This window comes from Novacetimonas hansenii (assembly GCF_014843995.1).
GTDB classification, from domain to species: domain Bacteria; phylum Pseudomonadota; class Alphaproteobacteria; order Acetobacterales; family Acetobacteraceae; genus Novacetimonas; species Novacetimonas hansenii.
Map to the genome: position 1 here is coordinate 482161 of NZ_CP062147.1, position 20875 is coordinate 503035.

The window sequence follows — 20875 nt, forward strand, 5'->3', positions numbered from 1 at the left end:
CCACACCCCGCCGTCCTGTCGCCACCGCCATGCCTTCTGTCGATGATGCGCCCTCTGCCGACATGCCGGCCGATGCGCCGGTCATTGTCTGGTTCCGTAATGACCTGCGGTTGTCGGACAATCCGGCACTGTCGCATGCCGTGGCATCGGGGCGGCCGGTGCTGTGTCTTTTTGTGCATGATCCGCAACATGCGCGCGAACATGCGTTGGGGGCGGCCGCGCAATGGTGGCTTGATGGCGGGTTGCGGGCACTGCATGCGGATCTGGCGCGAATGGGGGCGGTACTGCATGTTGCGTGTGGCGATGCGCTTGCGCTGGTGCCGCGCATGGTGGCGCAGGCAGGCGCGGCAGAGGTCGTGTGGAACCGCCGGTATGATCCCCTGGGCCGTGAAACCGATACCGCCATCAAGGCGACGTTGAAGCATGCAGGCGTCATCGCACACAGCTTTGCCGCAGGCGTGTTGTATGAACCATGGACCGTGCGCACCCGCGCGGGCGATGCGTTTCGCGTCTTTACCGCATGGTGGCGTGCCGCGCGGGCGTCGGGTGAACCGCTGCCGCCGTTGCCTGCGCCGGGGCATGTCCATGCTGCGGTGTCCCCCGGCGCGTGGGAGGGGTGTTGTGTGGGGATTGATGCGCTGCGCCTCGTGCCGGTCTCGCCCGACTGGGCCGGGGGACTGCGTGCGGCCTGGCAACCGGGCGAGGCACAGGCACGCGACCGGCTGCACCACTTTGTCGATGGCGGGCTTGGCGGATATGCCGACGCGCGCGACCGGCCCGACCTGCCTGCAACGTCGCGACTGTCGCCGGACCTGCGGTTTGGCCACATCTCCCCCCGGCAGGCATGGCACGCGGCCGTCGCCGCCGTGCGTGGCGGTGCCGCAGGCGGAATGGGGGAACAGGACCTGGAGAAGTTTCTGTCGGAACTGGGATGGCGCGACTTCGCGGTATCTCTCCTCTATGCGCAGCCTGAACTGGTATCGTGCAATTTCCGTACGGAATTCGATGCGATGCCATGGCGCAATGATGCCCGTGACCTGTGCGCGTGGCAGCAGGGGCGCACGGGTTATCCCATCGTGGATGCGGGCATGCGGCAGTTATGGCGCACCGGGTGGATGCATAACCGGGTGCGGATGATTGTCGCGTCCTTCCTGACGAAGCACTTGCTGTGCGACTGGCGCATGGGGGAGGCATGGTTTCGCGACACGCTGGTGGATGCCGATATCGCAAGTAATGTCATTAACTGGCAATGGGTGGCGGGGTGCGGTGTGGATGCCGCCCCTTATTTCCGTGTGTTCAACCCGGTATTGCAGGCGCGCAGGTTCGACCCGGACGGGACATATGTGCGGCGTTGGGTGCCCGAACTGGCGGGTGTGCCGACATCATGCGTGCATGCCCCATGGACATGCGACCCCGCGATCCGGGCGCGTGTGGCGTACCCGTCCCCCATCGTTGACCTGCAGGGCGGTCGCGCCCGTGCGCTTGCCGCGTGGAAGGGCCTGTCGGATGCACCGCACGAGGACGCCTGAAACAACCTGTTGGAAAGAAGATCCATCATGAGATTTCCCGCCTGTGACTATGGCCTTCAGGCGGGATGGTCAGGGGGTAGGGGGAATCAGGGGCGGGAGCATTTTTCCAGTTCGTCGAAGCGGGTATAATCGACGGTGATGCTGCCATCGGGATTGGTATTGATGATGTCCACGAAATGGTGGTCATACAGCATCCGGTCAAACCCGTACGCCGTGCGGGCGAATACCGATTGCCCGGAGGCTTCGTCCGTACCGGTGATGGTGACGATGATTTCCGCCTCCTCCGCCTTGAGCATCTCCAGCGTGACACCGTGCAGGGGGCTGCTTTCGTCGATGACATGAACCGGCAGGCACGCAAAGCGCAGGACCGGAATATGTGATTGCCGCAGGGGAAGGGAGTCGAATTCCCGCGTCACATGGCCGTCGGGTTGCGCAATCAGGCGCGCAAGCGAAAATTCGATATCCGCGCTCAGGATCGGGCTGCGGCGGCAGTTGGCGACACGCACGTCCAGGCGGGGGACGGCGTTGTCCTTTAAGATGACGGCGCGCTTGCTGAACATGATGCGCGCGCGTGGTCGTGAAAACCGGGCAAAGACAAGGCCCGTCGCCACGGCGTTGATCATCATGCCGCCCAGTACCTCTGTCGTCGCAAGCAGGTTCGCCACGCGCCCCACCGGGGCCATGACCCCATATCCCACGGTGGACAGGGTCTGGACGCTGAAAAAGAAGTAATCGAGGAAATCCCCCTGCCGTGCGCCCGAAACCTGTGATCCCACGACCATGTACGCCAGTGCGAAGACCACGTTGATCGCGACATAGAATGTGATGGAGAGATAGAGGAAATGGCTCCACCGTGCCGTCAGCGCATGGTGATAGAAGTCGGACCAGATGCGGTCCGCCTGTCCCACGCGCACAATGGTGTCGTGTCCCTTGTCCTCCAGCACGTGGGGATGGCGGATGGCGGTTGCGGGGGTGATGGGGGCGGTCTGGGTCATGGAAAGGTTTCACCGTGGCACGAACGTGACAGAGTGTGTCATGGCTTATGACGACGTGCCAGTTAGCCTCCCTGCCGGTGTCCCATGCAAAACCTGCGTGACAGCCTGGGCTATAGCGGTACGCCGGTGCCGGTCTTGACGCGGTCCAGCACAACGACGGTGCGATAGGACCGCACCAGTTCATTATCCGCCAGCAGCCGGGCAGTACGCTGTTCATAATCCTCCATCGACGGGACAAGCAGGATCAGGATGAACCCCGCCGTCCCGGTGACGCAGTAACATTGCTGTACTTCGGGCGCGTCGCGAAAGAACGACTTTATGGCCGATACCGTGGCCGAGCGGTCGTCCGTCAGCGTGACATCCACCAGCACGGTGATGGGAAAGCCCACGGCGGCCTGATCCACGATGGCGACGGTCCGGCGGATGACGCCCTCTTTTTGCATGCGGGCGATGCGGCGCTGCACGGCAGGGGCCGACAGGTTGACCCGCCGCGCGATTTCGCGCTGTGGCTGGCCCGCGTCTTCTTGCAACAGGCGCACGATGGCCAGGTCATGCTGGTCCAGCTTGTGAGCGGACATTGCTCTTTCCTTTGGTTTCATGAGCGAAAATTGCACATATACCCTTAAAAAAGAGCACACTTCCCATCATGCTCAAGTTATTTCTTTGGACACATGAAACACAGGGCAGGTCATGGGCAACGAACGCAGACCCGTTGACGCGCGGGCCACGGCCTGCATGGTCGTGATGTGCGCGATCTGGGGCACGCAGCAGGTCATTATAAAACTGGCGGCGTCCTCCATGGCGCCATTATTGCAGGTGGGGGTGCGTTCGGGTGTGGCCGCAGCGCTTGTCGCGCTGGTGGTGCTGTACCGGCGTGAGCATCGCGCCCTGGCGGGCTGGACATTGCGCGGCGGCATCCTGGCGGGGGTGCTGTTCGGGGCGGAATTCGTGCTGGTGGGGGAGGGGCTGCGTTTTACCACGGCCTCGCACATCGCAATTTTTCTTTATACCGCGCCCATCTTTGCGGCGTTCGGCCTTGGGGTCAGCCTGCCGGAGGAACGCCTTGCCCCGTTGCAATGGTGTGGCATCGGACTGGCCTTTGCCGGGGTGGTTGCGACATTCGCGGGCCGGGGGGCGGCCTCGGCGGGAAGCATGACATGGCTGGGCGATCTTCTGGGCATTGCGGCGGGCGCGGCAAGTGGCGCGACCACGACGGTCGTGCGGGTTTCCGCCCTGTCGCGTGCCCCGGCCTCGGTCACGTTGCTCTATCAGCTTGTGGGTGGGTTCGTGCTGGCCTGTGGGGCGGCGGTGGCATTGGGGGAAGTACGGGTCACGTGGACGCCGGTGCTGACGGCGGGGCTGCTGTACCAAAGTGTGATCGTGTCTTTCGCCAGCTACCTTGCATGGTTTTCGCTGTTGCGGGTGTATCTTGCGTCACGTCTTGGGGTGATTTCCTTTCTGGCGCCCGTGTTCGGGACGGTGTTCGGCATGACGGTGCTGGGGGAACATCTGGATACCGCCTTCATCTGCGGTGCGGTCATGATCATGGGGGGTATCGTACTGGTCAGCGCGGATGACCTGTTGCGCACCGGACGCAGGCCGGCGGCCATGTGTGATACGTGCGTACCGGATACTGCCGCGCAATAGGGGGATTGATGTACCCAAAAGTACACTTTCCCCCCTGTTGCATTGGGGAAATGACGAAAAATTTCGGGGGTGGTTTTCGTGATGTTTTGCGCAAGCCACCCTTATAACCCGTCGCGACCATCAAGGCGCTGGTGAAGCCCTTGCCGCCTGTTTGAAAAATCAGGCTCGATAACATCCTGAAATTATAAAAGTTTTTGGTGAAGCTTTTTCTAAAAAGCTTCAGAAGACGCCGCCTTTTTGGAAAAAGGGTGGCACCCAAAAACTTTTATGATTTTTTATCAATGATGTGTTTTCAAACAATCTTTTATGGCCCCAGCAGGTTATTTCCCCTTGTTTTTCCACCTCCCCTGATATCGCGCCTAGGCGGCCTCCCCCGCGCGGTGAAGGGTGATGCAGGTGTCATGCGCCTCCAGCAAGGTGGTGCGATGGGTAATGGAAACGAGGGTGATATCGGGGCATTCCCGGCGCAGCACCGTATAGAGCATGCCCTCTGCCACTGTATCGAGGCTGGAGGTCGATTCGTCGAGGAAGACCCACGCCGGACGCGCCACCAGAATCCGTGCAAACGCCAGGCGTTGCTGCTCCCCGGGGGAAAGCGTCTGCGCCCAGGGGGCTTCCTCATCCAGCAGCGCCTCAAGCTGCGCCAGCCCCACCGCCGCAAGTGCTGCGCGCACGGCTGTATCGGACACCTGCGTGTCGGCCATGGGGTAGCACACGGCCCGGCGCAGGCTGCCCACCGGCAGGTAGGGCCGTTGCGGCACGAACATCATCGCGGTGTCGGGACGTTCGATTTCACCCCGGGCAAAGGGCCAGATCCCCGCCAGGACCCGGAACAGGGTCGATTTGCCCGTGCCCGATGGTGCGGAAATGACCGTCATCGCCCCGTGGCGCAATGTCATCGACACATGGTCCAGCATGGTCGTGCCATCAGGGCGCAGGACCGTCAGGTCACGCACCACCATGTCCGCCCCGGCGGCGACTGGGGTGATGCGGCATTCCCCCTCCATCGCATGTGCGCGATCCATGACGCGCTGGAACGTGGCAAGTCGCGCGACCTCCGCATGCCATGTGGCAAGCGAGGCATAGGAGGTGGAGAACCACCCCATCGCCCCCTGCACGCGTGAAAACGCCATGACCATCTGCATCAGCGTGCCGAACGTCATCTTGTTGGCGAAATAGCGGATAGAGCCGACAAGCAGCGCGAAATTGCCTGATACCACCTCCAGCCCCGTCGTCAGAAGTCCCAGCCCCCGCGTGCGCCGCATGATGGCGAGGAAGTTGTCATAGACGGAGGAAAATGCATGCTCCAGCCCGGCCTTCTCCTCTGTTTCGCCACCATACAGGGCGATCCCTTCGGCATTGTCGCGTACATGCACCAACCCGTACCGCAGGTCGGCTTCCGCGCGTTGCTGAAAGAACTGCAACCCCGCCAGCCGGTGCCCCACCAGATGCGTGATCCATGTGGCGAAGATCGAATACAGCAGCGCCGCCCAGAAGAAATAGCCCGGGATTGTGATCCCCAGCACCACCAGCGGCCCCGACAGCGCCCACAGCAGCCCGGCATAGCTGAACAGCGTGACGATATTGGTCACAAGGTTGACGAACTGCGTCAGGGTATCGGTGACGAAGCTGTTGATATCCTCCTGTATGCGCTGATCCGGGTTGTCGGCCCCTGCCTCCAGCCCGGATGTGACAAGGGCGATGCGGTAATAGGTCTGGTTTTCCAGCCATTGCGCCGTCATCCGCCGCGTCAGCCACCGCCGCCAGCGCAGTTGCAGCATCTGTTGCAGATAGGGCAGGTAGACCCCGATCACCAGCGCGGGCGTGGCGATGGGGAAAAAGCCGGGAATGATGTTGCCGCTTTCGCCGCGCACATACCAGAACAGGCCACGCAGGAAGGTCTTGACGTCGCGCTGTTGCAACGCGGTGTAATAGACGTTGCGCGCGAACGACTGTACCAGGTCGATTCCCACCAGGGAGAATGTCAGCGCCAGTACGCCAATCAGCAGCGCCCATGCACGGCCGCGTTCCTCCGACATGAAATAGGGACGTGTCAGGTACCAGACATCTTTGAGCACGAGGCGTAAATGCTGCATCATTCAGGGTCCGCGCGACGGGAGCAGGCGTGAATGCCGCCCCTGCCTTCGTGTGTGTCACGAAGCGGGGCGGGACTCAATCTCCGTCACGCACGCGGCATGGGGGTGGTGTTGCATTCTTGTATGAACCCCGCCAAGGGGATAAACGGTTAGGGAGAACCGGTTGAATGACCCTGTGCGGCGCACATGCACGTATCGCTGGCCCCAAGTGCCGGTAATGTCGCAAAGCGGGGAGGTCATGGCCGTTTCTGGCCCGGACATCCCCGCGCCGGCAGCGGATGGCAGAAGAAAAACGACGATATGACAACCTATACGCATTCTCCGGACCTGCAGTTTTCCGACCTCGCGCTTCAGCATGTCCCCGAGGCGGTGGTACTGATAAACGACCGTAACGATATCGTTTTCTACAATGATGCCGCACAGAGACTGTGGGGTCTTTCGCGCGAGGAGGTGATAGGCCGCAATGTCCGTTGCCTCGTGCCGGTGGCCTATCGCGCGGACCATGACAGCTTCATCGCCCGCCATCGCGAGGACGGGAGCCACCATAATGTCGGCACCACCCGCGATGTGGAATTCGTGACCGCCAGTGGGGAAGCGCGGCGTGGGCGGCTGTCGTTGTCACAGGTGGTGCGTCCGGGCGTGCCGGGCGTCTTTTACATGGGTATCATGACCGATGTGACGCAAGAACGCCTTGCCGAAAGCATCCTTCAGCTTCGCAATGACCTGCTGCGCAGCCTGACGACCGAAAAGCTGCCATTGGACCAGAGCGGGCAATTCCTGTGCCACCGGATCGAAAACACGATTTCCGATTGCTGCGTGGTGCTGTTGCATCCCGGTGGGCGCGACGGGCGGATGGATGTGACCGCCACGACCACCCTGCCACGCCGGATGCGCAATGCACTTGCGACATGCGTGCCCGACGCGGCGGAGATCGCGGCCCTGCGGGACAATCCTGATGCCGCGCTGGATGTGGCGTGGACGCGCCATGCGGTGCTGGCGCGCGCGTTCGGGTTCGTCATGTGCGTGGCGGCCCCCGTCACCACCCATGATGGCACGCCGGCGGGGGTGCTTGCGATCTATCTGCGTGATCCCGCGATGAAGGAATGGGCGCAGGCGGTGATGCAGGCTGCAACCCCGTTCTGCACCCTGGCGCTTGGTCGCGATGCCGCGCGGCAGCGGATCGCCCAGTTGTCGGAACGCGACACGCTGACGGGGCTGCTGAACCGTTCGTCGCTTAACCGTTATATTGAGACGATGACGTCGGATCGGCAGGATGCCGTGTTCACGGTCATGGTCCTTAATATCGACAGTTTCCGCGACATCAACAACGCACTTGGCCATGTCCATGCCGACAACTTCCTGCGTGAGGTGGCAAAGCGCCTGCAAAAGCTGTCGGCCGGGCGGTTCATCATCAGCCGCAGCAGTGGTGACGAATTCATCGTCGTGGTGCCCCATTGCCCCCGCGCTGTGGCGATGGAACAGGCGACGCGCATCATCCGCACCATTGCCGAACCCATCGAAATCAATGACAGCGCCATCACCCTGTCGGTTTCCATCGGGATCGCGTGTTTTCCCGATGACGGGCCTGATGGTGAATCCCTGCTTGGCCATGCCGATGTCGCCCTTCAACAGGCCAAGAACGAAGGGCGCGGTACCTATAAATTCGCGGATTCAAGCAAGAACCGCCTGGCGCAGGATCGCCTGCTGCTGGGCAGTGCGCTGCATGAAAGTGTGTCCAAGGGACTGCTGCACCTGCATTACCAACCCCAGATCGACACGATGACGGGCACGCTGTACGGTGTGGAGGCGCTGGCGCGGTGGCATCACCCGCATCTTGGCAACATCTTCCCCTCGCGCTTCATCGCGGTGGCGGAGGAAACGGGACAGATCGCGGCCATCGGCCGGTGGTCCCTGCAGGAAGCCTGCCGCCAGATGGGACAGTGGGACCGTGATGGCATCCATGTGCCCACCGTTGCGGTCAACCTGTCGGCCGCGCATTTCGGCGATCACAGCGTGCCGGAATATATCACTGGCCTGTTGCGCACCTATGACCTGACGCCGGACCGCCTGACGGTGGAAATCACGGAAAATGTCATGATGGAAAGTGGCAAGGCCACGCATGACGTGTTGCAGGCCATCCGCAATATCGGGGTGGGCCTGTCGATGGACGATTTTGGCACGGGCTATTCCTCGCTGTCGCGCCTGACGCGCCTGCCGCTGACGGAAATCAAGATCGACCGCAGTTTCATCAATGATTTCGAACATGACACCAATGCGCAGGCCGTGACCACCGCCGTCATCGGCATTGGCAACCGCCTTGGCATGACCGTTGTGACCGAAGGTGTGGAAACCGTGCAGCAGCGTCAGTTGCTGGAGGATCTGAAATGCGACGTGATGCAGGGGTACCTGTTCGCGCGTCCGTTGCCCGCAGACGAACTGGAAAAATGGATACGCGCGCGTGAAGCCGACGCGATGCAGGCGGGTACCCCCCGCGCCTGAGGCGCGGTATCCGCAATATTGGGTCACATAATCTTGAGCCCGACAGCGTCCGATTATACCTGATCCGAAATATTTTTTGACTTCCTGTCATGTCATGGTCTGAAAAAACCTTGATGCGGGAATGACTTTGCGCATTCATGCTGTGTCGGATTATGACCTGCATCCACGGCATTGCTGCCATATATCCAAAAGACGAATGTCTGGCATATGCGGTGCAGGGGACCGGGGCGGGCATCCCATGGTAACATGACATCTACTGACACACGCCAGCCACGCATGCCGTTGCGTCTGGTCGCGCAATAATTGAATAAAGGTGAACAAAATGATCTCGTGTCTCGGTCGCGTCCTGTCCGTCGGTGCCGTTGCAACCCTGCTTGCCGCCGCGCCCGTGCTGGCGCATGCGGAAACATCCCCGCCGACGGGTGCTGGCGTTGCCAATCAGGTTGAACAGATCAAGATGGGATCGCTGTCGGAAAAGACGGTGATGTCGGCCGTGTCTTCGGCCAAGCCGGCCGATCTTGGCGGTATTCTCAACTACTGCATTCAGTCCAACTACCTGACCGCGTCCGAGGCATGGCCCGTGCTTGCGGCCCTGAACAAGAAGACCAATGATGTCCCGTCCAACAGCAAGGGCAACATGTCTTATGCCGATGGGTCCACCGGGCTGCTGAAGGTTGGTGGCAAGGCGCCGATATCGCTCGAAGATGCATCGACCGATATCCGTCGCGCAGCCTGCGCAAAGGTCGAGGCACGGGCGAAATCTCTGCTCTGATCGTCCTGTCTGGCGGGCGTATCCTTCTGGATGCGCCCGTGTTGCGTAAGGGATAAAGTCTTTCGGGGGTTTCAGGTTTTTAAAGGGGACGTTTAAAAACCTGTATCAACGCCCTACTGAAAAATGAAAGCTTTTGACAAAGATTTTCAGAAATCTTTGCGAGGCAGGGTATTTTTCTAACATGGGATGGTGCCTGAAGGTTTGTTCCATTTCCTGTCAGGTGGATGTTTTCAAAACGTTTTTGAAAAGCCATGATCCCATAAAAGTTTTTTGTGATGTTCTTTTAAGAAAGCAACATCTGAAAACTGATATGTGCCTTAGAGACTGTTTGAAAAGCGAGTCTTAATAACATCCTGAAATTATAAAGGTTTTTGGTGAAGATTTTTCTAAAAAGCTTCGAAAGACGCCGCCTTTTTGAAAAAAGCAGCACCCAGAAACTTTTCCTGTTTTTTATAAATGGGTTGTTTTCAAACACTCTCTTATTATCAATGGGGAATTTCCACGCAGTATGCGGGAAAACCTGTGTCCCCCTGCCTGCGCCTTTACTGCACCCATACCTGTGAAAAAATCATGTGGTACAGTGTGGTATAGAAATAATTCCCAAGCCGTTTGGACACCAGGTCCACATAATTCATATGGATGACCGGCACGCCTGGGGATTGGCGGGTGATCAGGTCATTGGCCTGTATCCACAATGCCTGCGCGGCCTGTGGGTCCACGGTTGCGCGGGCACGATCCATCACCTGTTGCACCTGTGTATTGCAAAAGCCGGGGATGTTGATCGAACTGTCGGAATGGGGATGAAAATTCTCGCACCCGAACAGGGTATCGAGGAAGTTGGAGGGCGAGGGATAATCCGCGTACCATTCACGCAGGCTGATCTGCACATGGTTGTCGGTGTTTTCGATGTACCCCGAATGGATGGTCTGTGACACGCTGCGTACATGCGCGTTGTAGCCGATGGCCTGCAACATTCCGCGCACATAGGTTCCCATGCTCATATCCACCGCATTGGCCGCGACCACCAGCGTGACATCCTGCCCTGCCGTGCCGCTTTCACGTACCAGTTGTCGGGCGCGTTCAAGGTCGGCCCCACGCCATGCGGGCGCGGGATGGTCGGGGGAGGCATCGCGGGTATAGGCGCATTGCCCGTCATTGGGCAGCAACCCGGGTGGTACCATGGTGCATAATGGCGCACCCAGCGCGCCGCCACCGGCCAGGATCGTCATGGCGCGGCGGTCCAGCGCGTAATTGACCGCCTGGCGGGCCTTGATGTTGTTGAATGGCGGCAGGTTGACATTCAGGGGCATGAAATACAGCCCGAATAACGGATGTACATGCACCTGTGCTGTGTAACGCGCGCCAAGTTCACCCAGGCGGTCCAGCGGCTTGTTGCCAAAGGCCCAGTCGTACTGGCCATTTTCCACCGCCGTGACCGCATCTTCATCCGACAGGCCGAAATCATAGGAAATGGCGTCAACATACCCATCGGGCTGTGCCGCATCGTTCCATGAATGGAAATAGGGATTGCGTTCCAGTCGCATATGCTGCTGCGGGTCATAGGCGACGATATGATACGGCCCCGTGCCGGGGATGGGGGTATTGCCCACATCATGCAACGGCGTGTCCGCAGGCAGGATGGAGGCGTGGGGAAAGGCGATCTTTTGCGGGAATTCCGCATCCGGTTCCTTCAGGCGGATAGTGATGCGCCGTGTCGCGAGGTCGGTCTGCACCCCATCGGCCAGGGTGCAGCGCGCAACATCGCGCATACAGTCATCCGCGCCCAGGATACCACCATAAAACGAACCCGCGGTCGGGCTGCCGACGATGAAGATCCGCCGCAGCGACGCCACCACGTCATCAAGCCCGACCTCGCGCCCATCGGAAAAATGGATGCCCCGACGCAGGGTAAAGATCCAGGTCCGCCCCCCATCGGGCGTATCGGGCAGGGATTCGGCAAGGTCGGGAACCAGTTCGCTTCCCGCCGGTCCCTGTGCCTTGCGAAAGTTCAGCAGCCCGTCATAGACGACATTGAAAAGCTGCATATACATGGAGGCATAGTCGATCTGCGGGTCCAGCGTCCCGGCAGAGGCACGCGCCGTCAGCCGCAGCGTCCCGCCCCGGTGGTCCGCCGCATGTGCCGTCCCCGCGCCGTGCAGGCAGGCCATGCCCGCGATGGCCAGCGCCAGGCACGATCCGGGCAGCTTCATTTACCGTTCGCCATCAACTGCTCGATCCGGTCGGCGATTTCCTGTCCCGTGGCGGTTGTGGGGATCGTGCCGGAATACCGCTCGGTCGGGGACATGATGACGATCTGTGATGCCGGTTCCATCATGTAATCCCCACCTTCCAGCGGCTGCCGGACATAGGGGGCATGATATTCACGGGCCACGGCCTCGATCATCTTGGGCGATCCTGTCATGCTGAACAGGCGCGGGCCAAAACGCAGCGTATAGGTGCGCAGCACGTCCGATGTGTCGCGCATCGGGTCAAGCGAAATGAAGATCGGCGCGACATGGTGCGCCTTTGCCGGGCCAAGGATGTCCATCGCCTTGGCCATGGACGCCATCGTCGCGCCGCAGACCGTATCGGGACAGTGGGTGGAGCCGAAATAGACCAGCATCCACCGCCCGCGGAAATCACTGTCGAGCACCGACCCGTCGGCCCCGTTAATCAGGCGGAAGGAACCGCCCACCTCATTGCCATAGGTCGTCAGCGGCGGGAGCATCCGGTCAAAGATGCGGTAGCCCACATACCCCGCCAGTGTTGAAACCACCACGATCACCAGCGTGACGATAAGGATAAACCTGTCGCGTTTACTCAGCATCAGTGTGCGTCCGCCCAATTCGTTCCGGTCCCGGTTTCCACCACCAGCGGCACGGAAAGGGTCGCTGCGGATTCCATGACCTGCTTTACAAGGGCGGCGAGACGGTCCGCCTCTTCGTGCCGCACCTCGAACAGAAGTTCGTCATGGACCTGAAGCAGCATGCGTCCGTCAAGCCCCGCATCACGCATTGCGTGAGGAATCTGCACCATCGCGCGTTTTATGATGTCCGCCGCCCCCCCCTGGAGCGGGGCGTTGATGGCCTGGCGTTCGGCGTAATTGCGGCGTGCGGCGTTGCGCCCGTTGATTTCCGGCACCCAGCAGCGCCGCCCGAAGGGGGTGACGACATATCCGTTGGCGCGGGCCTCTTCACGCGTGCGCTCCATATAATCGCGGATGCCGGGATAGCGCGTGAAATATGCGTCGATATATCCTTTTGCCTCCCCCGGTGCGATGCCAAGCTGCCGGCTGAGGCCAAAGGCGCTGATGCCGTATATGATGCCGAAATTGATCGCCTTGGCGCGACGGCGCGTCAGCGGGTCCATCCCCTCGATCGGGATGCCGAACACTTCGGACGCGGTGCGGGCATGGATATCCTGCCCCAGCGCAAAGGCTTCCTTCAGCGCGGGAATGTCCGCCACATGCGCCAGCAGCCGCAGTTCGATCTGTGAATAATCCGCCGACAGCAGAACCTGTCCCGCAGGCGCGATGAAGGCGCGGCGGATGCGCCCGCCCTCTTCTGTGCGCACGGGGATGTTCTGCAGGTTGGGATCGTTCGACGACAGCCGCCCCGTGGTCGTCACCGCCATCTGGAATGAGGTGTGGACCCGCCCCGTCGCGGGATCGACCTGGTTGACCAGCGCATCGGCATAGGTGCTCTTGAGCTTGGCGAGCTGCCGCCATGCCAGCACCTCGGCCGGAAGGTCATGCCCCTTGTCCGCAAGGTCCTGCAACACGGACGAATCCGTCCCCCATGCGCCGGACTTCATGCGCTTGCCCCCGGTCAGGCCCATTTCGTCGAACAGGATCTCGCCCAGTTGCTTGGGCGAGCCGACATTGAACTCCCGCCCCGCAAGGGTATGGATACGTGCCTCGATCATGGCCATGCGCCCTGCGAATTCGACCGACATGGCCCGCAGGTCGTGCGCATCGACCGCGATGCCCATGCGCTCCATGTCCGCCAGGATCGCAACCAGTGGGCGTTCCAGCTCCTCATACAGCGCAAGCGCCTGGTTGGGGCGCAGCAGCGGGCGCAGCACATGCCACAGGCGCAGCGTCACGTCCGCATCCTCGGCGGCGTAGGTGGTGGCGCGCGCGATGTCCACCCGGGCGAAGGGAATGCGGTTGCGCCCGGTGCCCGTCACCTCGTCATAGGGGATGGGCGTATGGCCCAGATACACCCGCGACAGTTCGTCCATGCCCTGCGTATGCTTGCCCGCGAACTGCGCATAGGAAATCAGCATCGTATCGTCGATGGGCGTGGGCTGTGGCGCGCCCGCGCGCACCAGTACCTCAAGGTCGAACTTGGCGTTCTGGAACACCTTGAGCACCGACGGGTCCACCAGCAGGTCCGACAGGCATTCCAGCGCGATGGCGGCATCCATCTGCGTTACAGAGGCGCTGTCCATCAGGTCGCCTTCATGCGCCAGCGGGATGTAGCACGCGCGGCCCGGCCCGGTCGCCAGCGAAATCCCCACCAGTCCCGCGCGCAGCGGGTCGAGCCCATCGGTTTCCGTATCCACCGCACATACGCCCGCGTCCCGCGCCTGTGCCACCCATGCGCGCAGCGTGTCGGCGTCGGTGATGGTGTCATACGTCCCGTACGGCGCATCGGGCACGGTGCCTGCGGTGTGGGCGGCATCATCCGCAAGCGGCGGGGGGGCGGGGGGAATGAACGGGGTTCCGCGCCGCTCCGCCCCCATGGATTTCAGGCCGATGCGCTGCAGAAGGGAGCGAAAGCCCATCGCCTCCAGCCAGGGGCCGAGTCGCGCCTCGTCCACGTCGCAGCAGGCGAGGGAGGCGAGCGACACGGGGCAGGGCGCGTCCTCGCGCAGGGTGACAAGCTGGCGTGACAGGCGCGCCATGTCCGCGTGCGCGATCAGGTTGTCACGCCGTTTTGACGGCTTCATCCGCGCGGCACCCGCAAGGATGGCGTCGAGCGAGCCATATTCCTCCATCAGCGCGGCCGCCGTCTTCGGCCCGATTCCCGGCACGCCGGGCACGTTGTCCACCGGGTCGCCAATCAGGGCCTGCACGTCGATGACCTGTGCCGGGGCGACGCCGAACTTGGCCATCACCTCGGCCTCGCCAATGGGTTTCTGCTTGATCGGATCCATCATCGACACGCCCGGACGCACTAGCTGCATCAGGTCCTTGTCAGAGGAGATGATGGTGCAGGTGCCCCCCACATCCGTCGCCTTGCGCGCATAGGCCGCGATCAGGTCATCGGCTTCCCAGCCTGCCTCCTCGATCGCGGGTACGCTGAAGGCCGCCGTCGCATCACGCACCAGCGCGAATTGCGGGCGCAGGTCTTCGGGCGGTTCGGGGCGATGGGCCTTGTACTGGTCATACAGGTCGTTGCGGAACGTGTGGCGTCCCGCGTCGAAGATAACCGCCAGATGCGTTCCCGCATGTTCGCGCAGCAGCCGTGCGAGCATGTTGGTGAACCCGAATACCGCATTGACGGGCGTTCCGTCCGGGCTGGTCATGGGGGGCAAGGCGTGGAAGGCACGGAAAATGAAACCGGAACCATCCACAAGGATCAGGCGGACCTGCGCGTCAGTGTGCATCGGGATCTGGGGTTTTCAGTGCGCGTCGCCGGGCGTTGCCTCGGGGTTGAGCACGAACAGGCGTGAGCAGTAGGGGCAGAAGGTCTGGTGGTCCGCGATGCGCAGGAAAACGCGCGGGTGGCCCAGCGCGCCAAGGCCGCCGTCGCATGACAGGACGCGCGAATCGACCACGATGGTTTCGATCAGGCCAAGTACGGGGCGTGGCGTCGGGTTTTTGGTCAGGGCTTGCATTTCGGTGAACCTCGGGCTTGTTGTCCGGCATGGAGTGCGATGCCCCGGTGGACCCGTGGCGTCGGTGACGATGATACGCAGGATTGCCGTGCTTTCAAACCTTCGCCTGTCACGCCTGCTTTATCCGGCGTTCCTTTTCCTGTTGGCGGGATGTGTGATGCATGATGCCCCCACGCCGCTTCCGCCGCCACGGCATGCGGCGCTGGGCCGTGTCGTGCCGCCCGACAGGGTGATGGACGTGCCCGGCACGGGGCGTGTGCCCCTGCGTGTCTGGCGTGCGCATGGGATGCCGCGCGCGGTGATCCTTGCGCTGCATGGGTTCAACGACAGCCGCGATGCATGGGAACGTCCCGGCCCGGTTCTGGCGGCGCATGGCATCACGGTCTATGCCCCGGACCAGCCGGGATTCGGCGCGATGCCGGATCGGGGCGGATGGGCGGGGACGGATGCGATGGTCGCCGCCGCATCGGCGGAGGCCGCGGCCATCCACCATGAAAATCCCGACATCCCCCTGTATGTGGCGGGTGAAAGCATGGGGGGCGCGGTGGCCGTGTGCATGTCGGCGCGGGAGGCGGCGCACACACGGATGTCGGGACAGGCATCGGATGTCGCGGGTTATATCCTGCTGGCCCCGGCGGTGTGGGACCTTGGTGTGGGGACGGACGCGACATTGGGCGCGATGGCCATGCTTGCGCCGCGATGGCGGCTGACGGGGCGTGAACTGCCGGTACATGTCACGGCGTCGGATGACATGCTGGCGCTGGCGCGGCTGTATTACGATCCGCTGACGTTGCGTACCACGCGCACGACGGCCCTGGCTGGGCTGGCTTTGCTGATGCATCGCGCGGCGCAGGATGTGGGGCATATGCAGGGGCCGGTGCTTGCGATTTATGGCGGGCGGGACCAGCTTGTGCCCGCATCTGCGATGAATCGGGCATGGGCGCATCTGCCCCCCGATGCGCGGCGCGATTTTATCCCGGCGGGGTATCACCTGCTGTTGCGCGGGCGCGAAGGGGATAAGGTTACGCGTGACATCATTTCCTGGATCGGGCGGCCAGATGATTTCCTGCCATCGGGCGGAGATATCGCCGCCAGCACCTGGAATGATGCGCGCGCAGGCGATGCGCAGGTTCCCTTCTTCCTGCCCGCACGGATGGACGGGCTGGTGCGGAAATGAAATTGCATGATTTCAGGGCTGGCGTTCGCCGTCATGACAGGGTATGGAAAGCGGCAGTGGACTCGTAGCTCAGCTGGATAGAGCGTCGCCCTCCGAAGGCGAAGGTCGAAGGTTCGAATCCTTTCGAGTCCGCCATACCTCCGATAAAATAGGCAAATATCAATTACTTATCGGAAAGTTTGCCAGGCTCATTCCGTAGTTTGCCAATTTGTTCCAGTCTGCGCATCGCATCCCCCGCCAATTTTGCCTGTTCGACAGCCCGCGTATGACGTTCAATTTCTGCCAATGTGCGATGCCTGGTGATGGCGGCAATCTGGTGGGTTGTGCATCCCGCTTCTGCTCATCGCCACGCTGCTGCTTTTCGCAGGCCATGCGGACTATATCCCTTGGGTAATCCTGCATCGGCGCACCATGACACGAAATTATTATAGAACCCATTGACCGAAAATGGACGCCCGCGCTCTGTTGCCAGAAAGGTTCCTGCGCCACAATCCGTCCATGCCGATAGTTCGATTTCAAGTGCCGGATGCACCGGGATCAGAAGCCCCGCGCCAGTTTTAACCTGCCTTACCCGAATCGTTCCTTCTATCGTATCTGCTGGCCCCATGCGCACAGCATCGCTACGTCTCTGTCCAGTATAGAGAAGAATCGCAAGCGCCAGTCGAGGTTTACTGCCGGGCGGCCAATGCGCTTCATATTGCGCAATTTCTGCATCTGTCCACGAATGGATACCCACGCTACGCACTTTAACCCGCCGAACATCTACAGTGTGATCGGTATCACGCCACCCCAGGTCAATGGCGTATTGCATGAGCATCCCCCATAGCCGCTTCGATTTGCTGTGGTTGGACTGTTGGACTGTTCCTGAAGCAGGAAACGCACGTTGGCAGGCTGCATGTCTGTCACTGGCAGGGTTGCATACCCACGCCATCCCCATGCACCATACGCTTTGGGCAATATCCACTGCCATACGCGCTGCCCGGAAGGCGGCTGGGGTCGAGTTTATCGCTGAGAATAATGGCGGGGCTGGCGTGTGGTTGAGGAAGAGCGAGTAAGGAAGAGGTGTCCGCAGGCAAAGCTCAATACATTGCGCGCCGATCAGGCCCCTCGACGTTTAGCTTATTAACCGCACATTGCAGACAAATTTGGAAACGGGGGAGTTATATCTCACTCGGCAGGTCCATGGGCATATTACCCAGAGTGACTGCAAGCAAACGCCCGGCTAGAAAAAAGGCCCATCTGGAATTCATGGAAAGATATGGACTACATTCACGGACTCATGGAGGGGAAAATGCGTCCGAAATTAATATTAATATCTTCTTTTATAATATTTTCTAATGTGTCTTATATTAAATGTGGATATGCTGCCAGCACGTTACCTGCAAGCGGCCAGGTTGACTGGCAGATAACTGACACGGCTATCGGCGAGGCACCGATTATATATTCAGATCAATCCGGTCTAAAATTTGGAATTTCTGCATCGCGCAGTCATCTGGTTCATATCGATGTGACTGACAACGCACATAAAATTTCCAGTGGATCATGGAAAATAGGTGATTACACTCTCCCCCTTGTCCCAGATCCTGATGAAGCCGGTCATTTTGGTGCGGATGTTCCCGCAGCAGAGACAAAAGCATTCGTCCACAATTTTACCGCAGCAGCATCTTCCACCATTCAATTAAGTGATGGGACGACACCTCATATTTCCCTCGCCGGATCTTCAGTTGCCATTGATGCATTTAATAAATATGTAGACACACACGGAGTTCTTCTTCCTCTTCCCTTCGCGCAACCGCACATATCGACGACTGAGCCCCCGACAGAAGATGTCGCTGCGCCTATGACTTCCCCAGCTAGCGCAGCTTCGCCTTTGTCTTTCAACAGCATGCAGAAAGACGATAATCACTCAGGTCTCTCGTCTTTCTGGAGAGTCGTTATCGCTGTTGCGCTCGCATTTGCTGGCGTGAAAATTTTCCAAGAAATTTCTCGACACAAACGGAAAAGGCAAGAGCGTGAAGCAATTGATGCAGACAACGCCCGAACGGCCCATGGCCTTCAACTATGTATTAGAGAGATTAAAGCAAAAGAAAAAATTCTTGCAATGAAGTGGCGTCAAAATATTTATCAAGACGACTACGGAACAATTATCACAAAAAAATGGGAACCTGAAATACCTATTTTTTTAAATAGTAGAATTGTTCCTATTTTACAACAAAATAACCTATTGGATAAATGGGAAATAATTAGAGCAGAAGTCATTGCCGAAATTAATCGAACCGCATCTAAGACGATACCTGATATTATCCCGACGGAACCGGTCACGTCTGGTCCCGAAATCTTTTCTCCCACAATGAACCCATACGATTATGAAGAACACTGCGCCATTCTTCTGCGCCAGATCGGGTGGAACGCTCGCGCCACGGTAGCATCTGGCGACCAGGGCGCGGATGTGATTGCGGATAAGGACGGCAAGAAGATTGTCCTACAATGCAAGCTCTATTCCAACCCTGTTGGAAATGATGCTGTCCAGCAGGCTTTCTCCGCCATGGGTTATTATGACTGTACGCACTCGGCGGTTGTATCCAATGCGGGCTTCACGACTTCTGCAAGGCAGCTTGCCAGTAAAAACGGAGTTACTCTCCTTAATCACGCTCAGCTTCAAGATTATGCACGCGATGTCGAGATTGAAGATGGAGATCGTTATGGCACGTAACAGAGACATGGGCTCTGGACTACGAGTGCCCAGCCCGAGGGGCTGGCCCTTGCGGGTGTTGGCGACACGGACGGTATCACCGTCGGGGTGACGGGCAGCGCCAAGATGATCCTTGGATATATCGATCCCGATTGTGAGCGATGCGGGTGGCAGTTCGGCCTTGGAAGCCGCAACTGGATGCATCATCTTTTCCATGTCCTATCCGGGAAAGACAAAGCCGGTCCCGTTCGTAGGCTGGCGCAGGCCATCCAGAAGAGCAAGGGCAGCACTGGACAAGGGGCATGCGATGTAACCGGGCCGCCCTTCATCTTCTCCGCCGGTATTGTCCACATACGGATGGGGTCATATCAATTTCAGACCATAGGCAGGACCGGACCTCACCAGATCGCGCCGCTGTCAGGCAGGCAAACCGAGTGGCCTTTGCTGCCGGCCTGTCCGACAGGCTCAGTGACGCCATGACTGATGCAATCCCCGCCCATACCACTGCATTGTGGTGCTGGGCCTTCGACATCTTGGAAGGGGTGCAGGGAGAAGTGCGGACAGGTGTCCACGCCAACGGGCCTGGTTCTCTCCCTCACGTCAGCCCCGCGCATAATCAAGTATACGCTCCATGCGCCCCTCAGCCGTCCGGCTGTCTCTGCCATGTCTGTCCAGATAGGGCAGGCACCACATCATCGGTATCAACGTCTTTGATAGCGGCCTCTGTGCCGTGACGATGAACATGCCCCATACATTTGGAAGCATTAAGTAAATATTCGTAACGAATATAGACCCGGTATGGGCGGTAACATTCAGGAGTCCAGAAAGAAAAGCCGAATCCTCATGTCCTGTCTTCGCCCACGTGTCGTCACTGCATGCCTGTTGCTTCCATTCGCGCTCGGGGCGTGTCAGGGCACTGATGCCGCCTGTCGCAGGGGGCCTCCATCCGCAACGCGCCCGCCCATGGAAAAGGGGGTGCATGGCGCTGTGACGGAGGGGTTCGGCGGCGGTGCGTTCGGGGGGAGTTCTGCTCCCGGTGGGGGAATGACTGACATGATGTCGGCGGGTGGTCCGTCTGCTGGCATGATGGGCGGCGGGATGACGGGGGGTGGTATGGGCGATGGCGGGCCGCCTGATGGTGGCTTTGGCAATCATGGAAGACCGCCGCCGGACATGGAGACATCGCCCGTCCGCTGTGGCCCCCCGCCCAATCGGCATCATGGCGCAAAAAGCCCGGAGGTCTCGTCCGCAAGGACATATGACGACGTAGACGTGGAAAAAATCCGTATTGGTGGCAAAGATTAGATGCCACGTTTTTTGTCCCGGCTTGTTTTGTCCCGGTTTGCGCTGGTAACGGGATGCCTTCTTATTTTTGCTGGTTGTGCCGAACATCGGCCGCCCCTTGATGATGACGGACTGCCGATGACCGATGGGTCGGAAGGCAGCGGGCCGCCCGGTGGCCCTTCTGGCGGAGATCACGGTGGCCGGGGTGGTGGTGTCTGGTCGGATGTGTTGCATACGGCCATGCAGACCGGGATGGGGTTTCTTCATCACTAGAGCATTTCCACCGAAAACCGGCTCGGTGAAGATGCGCCAGTTTATTGTTTTTACGAGCATCTTCACC

16 protein-coding genes and 1 tRNA gene are annotated in these 20875 nt (G+C 60.1%); 9 read left to right on the top strand and 8 right to left on the bottom strand.

Annotation, left to right across the window (positions count from 1 at the left end; genetic code table 11):
* Positions 1-62: 62 nt before the first annotated feature.
* On the top strand, positions 63-1529 hold the full coding sequence (locus IFJ82_RS02080) for a cryptochrome/photolyase family protein (protein ID WP_192266269.1): 1467 nt from the start codon (positions 63-65) through the stop codon (positions 1527-1529).
* An 86-nt stretch (positions 1530-1615) separates the two neighbouring features.
* Here IFJ82_RS02080 and IFJ82_RS02085 read toward each other — a convergent pair whose 3' ends face one another.
* Positions 1616-2524, bottom strand: a complete 909-nt coding sequence (locus IFJ82_RS02085) for an ion channel (RefSeq protein WP_192265448.1) — start codon at positions 2522-2524, stop codon at positions 1616-1618.
* Between the two features lie 110 nt (positions 2525-2634).
* The gene (locus IFJ82_RS02090; protein ID WP_192265449.1) at positions 2635-3102 is read right to left on the bottom strand and encodes an Lrp/AsnC family transcriptional regulator; all 468 of its coding nucleotides are present in this window, start codon (positions 3100-3102) and stop codon (positions 2635-2637) included.
* Between the two features lie 112 nt (positions 3103-3214).
* Here IFJ82_RS02090 and IFJ82_RS02095 point away from each other — a divergent pair, with 112 nt between their 5' ends.
* A complete protein-coding gene (locus IFJ82_RS02095; protein WP_192265450.1) occupies positions 3215-4171 on the top strand; it encodes a DMT family transporter in 957 nt (318 codons plus the stop codon).
* A gap of 359 nt (positions 4172-4530) precedes the next feature.
* Here the strand turns inward: IFJ82_RS02095 and IFJ82_RS02100 are convergent, their stop codons facing one another.
* Positions 4531-6267, bottom strand: coding sequence for an ABC transporter ATP-binding protein/permease (locus IFJ82_RS02100; RefSeq protein ID WP_192266271.1), 1737 nt, complete (start codon positions 6265-6267; stop codon positions 4531-4533).
* A gap of 300 nt (positions 6268-6567) precedes the next feature.
* On the opposite strand from IFJ82_RS02100, the gene IFJ82_RS02105 reads away from it, so the two are divergent.
* Positions 6568-8766 carry a putative bifunctional diguanylate cyclase/phosphodiesterase gene (locus IFJ82_RS02105; protein WP_225578737.1) on the top strand — a complete coding sequence of 733 codons (2199 nt, stop codon included), beginning with the start codon at positions 6568-6570 and terminating at the stop codon, positions 8764-8766.
* A 322-nt stretch (positions 8767-9088) separates the two neighbouring features.
* Positions 9089-9538, top strand: a complete 450-nt coding sequence (locus tag IFJ82_RS02110) for a DUF2501 domain-containing protein (protein WP_062810045.1) — start codon at positions 9089-9091, stop codon at positions 9536-9538.
* 542 nt (positions 9539-10080) lie between these two features.
* On the opposite strand, the gene IFJ82_RS02115 is transcribed toward IFJ82_RS02110, so the two are convergent.
* Genes IFJ82_RS02115 through IFJ82_RS02130 form a run of 4 tightly spaced genes read right to left on the bottom strand, consistent with a single transcriptional unit; the run spans position 10081 to position 15382 of the window.
* A complete protein-coding gene (locus IFJ82_RS02115) occupies positions 10081-11748 on the bottom strand; it encodes an ABC transporter substrate-binding protein (RefSeq protein WP_192265453.1) in 1668 nt (555 codons plus the stop codon).
* Positions 11745-12365, bottom strand: a complete 621-nt coding sequence (locus IFJ82_RS02120) for an SCO family protein (RefSeq protein WP_192265455.1) — start codon at positions 12363-12365, stop codon at positions 11745-11747. The genes IFJ82_RS02115 and IFJ82_RS02120 overlap by 4 nt, the downstream gene beginning before the upstream one ends.
* Entirely contained in the window at positions 12365-15151 is a 2787-nt protein-coding gene (gene polA, locus IFJ82_RS02125; RefSeq protein WP_192265456.1) for a DNA polymerase I, read from the bottom strand. The genes IFJ82_RS02120 and polA overlap by 1 nt, the downstream gene beginning before the upstream one ends.
* Before the next feature lie 15 nt (positions 15152-15166).
* Complete coding sequence (locus IFJ82_RS02130; RefSeq protein WP_062809584.1) at positions 15167-15382, bottom strand: zinc-finger domain-containing protein; 216 nt, start codon at positions 15380-15382, stop codon at positions 15167-15169.
* 70 nt (positions 15383-15452) lie between these two features.
* Between IFJ82_RS02130 and IFJ82_RS02135 the strand changes: the two genes are divergently transcribed.
* A complete protein-coding gene (locus tag IFJ82_RS02135; RefSeq protein ID WP_075595782.1) occupies positions 15453-16559 on the top strand; it encodes an alpha/beta hydrolase in 1107 nt (368 codons plus the stop codon).
* A gap of 58 nt (positions 16560-16617) precedes the next feature.
* A tRNA-Arg gene (locus IFJ82_RS02140) sits at positions 16618-16694 on the top strand.
* Between the two features lie 205 nt (positions 16695-16899).
* Here IFJ82_RS02140 and IFJ82_RS02145 read toward each other — a convergent pair.
* Entirely contained in the window at positions 16900-17370 is a 471-nt protein-coding gene (locus IFJ82_RS02145) for a tyrosine-type recombinase/integrase (protein WP_192265458.1), read from the bottom strand.
* A gap of 447 nt (positions 17371-17817) precedes the next feature.
* Here IFJ82_RS02145 and IFJ82_RS02150 point away from each other — a divergent pair, with 447 nt between their 5' ends.
* The 3 genes from IFJ82_RS02150 (at position 17818) to IFJ82_RS15860 (ending at position 20808) form a co-directional block, all read left to right on the top strand.
* Positions 17818-19272 (top strand): restriction endonuclease, encoded by a 1455-nt coding sequence (locus tag IFJ82_RS02150; RefSeq protein ID WP_192265460.1) that lies wholly within the window; start codon positions 17818-17820, stop codon positions 19270-19272.
* Between the two features lie 822 nt (positions 19273-20094).
* Positions 20095-20556, top strand: a complete 462-nt coding sequence (locus IFJ82_RS02155) for a hypothetical protein (RefSeq protein ID WP_146222334.1) — start codon at positions 20095-20097, stop codon at positions 20554-20556.
* Between the two features lie 117 nt (positions 20557-20673).
* On the top strand, positions 20674-20808 hold the full coding sequence (locus IFJ82_RS15860; protein WP_264986172.1) for a hypothetical protein: 135 nt from the start codon (positions 20674-20676) through the stop codon (positions 20806-20808).
* Positions 20809-20875 lie beyond the last annotated feature (67 nt).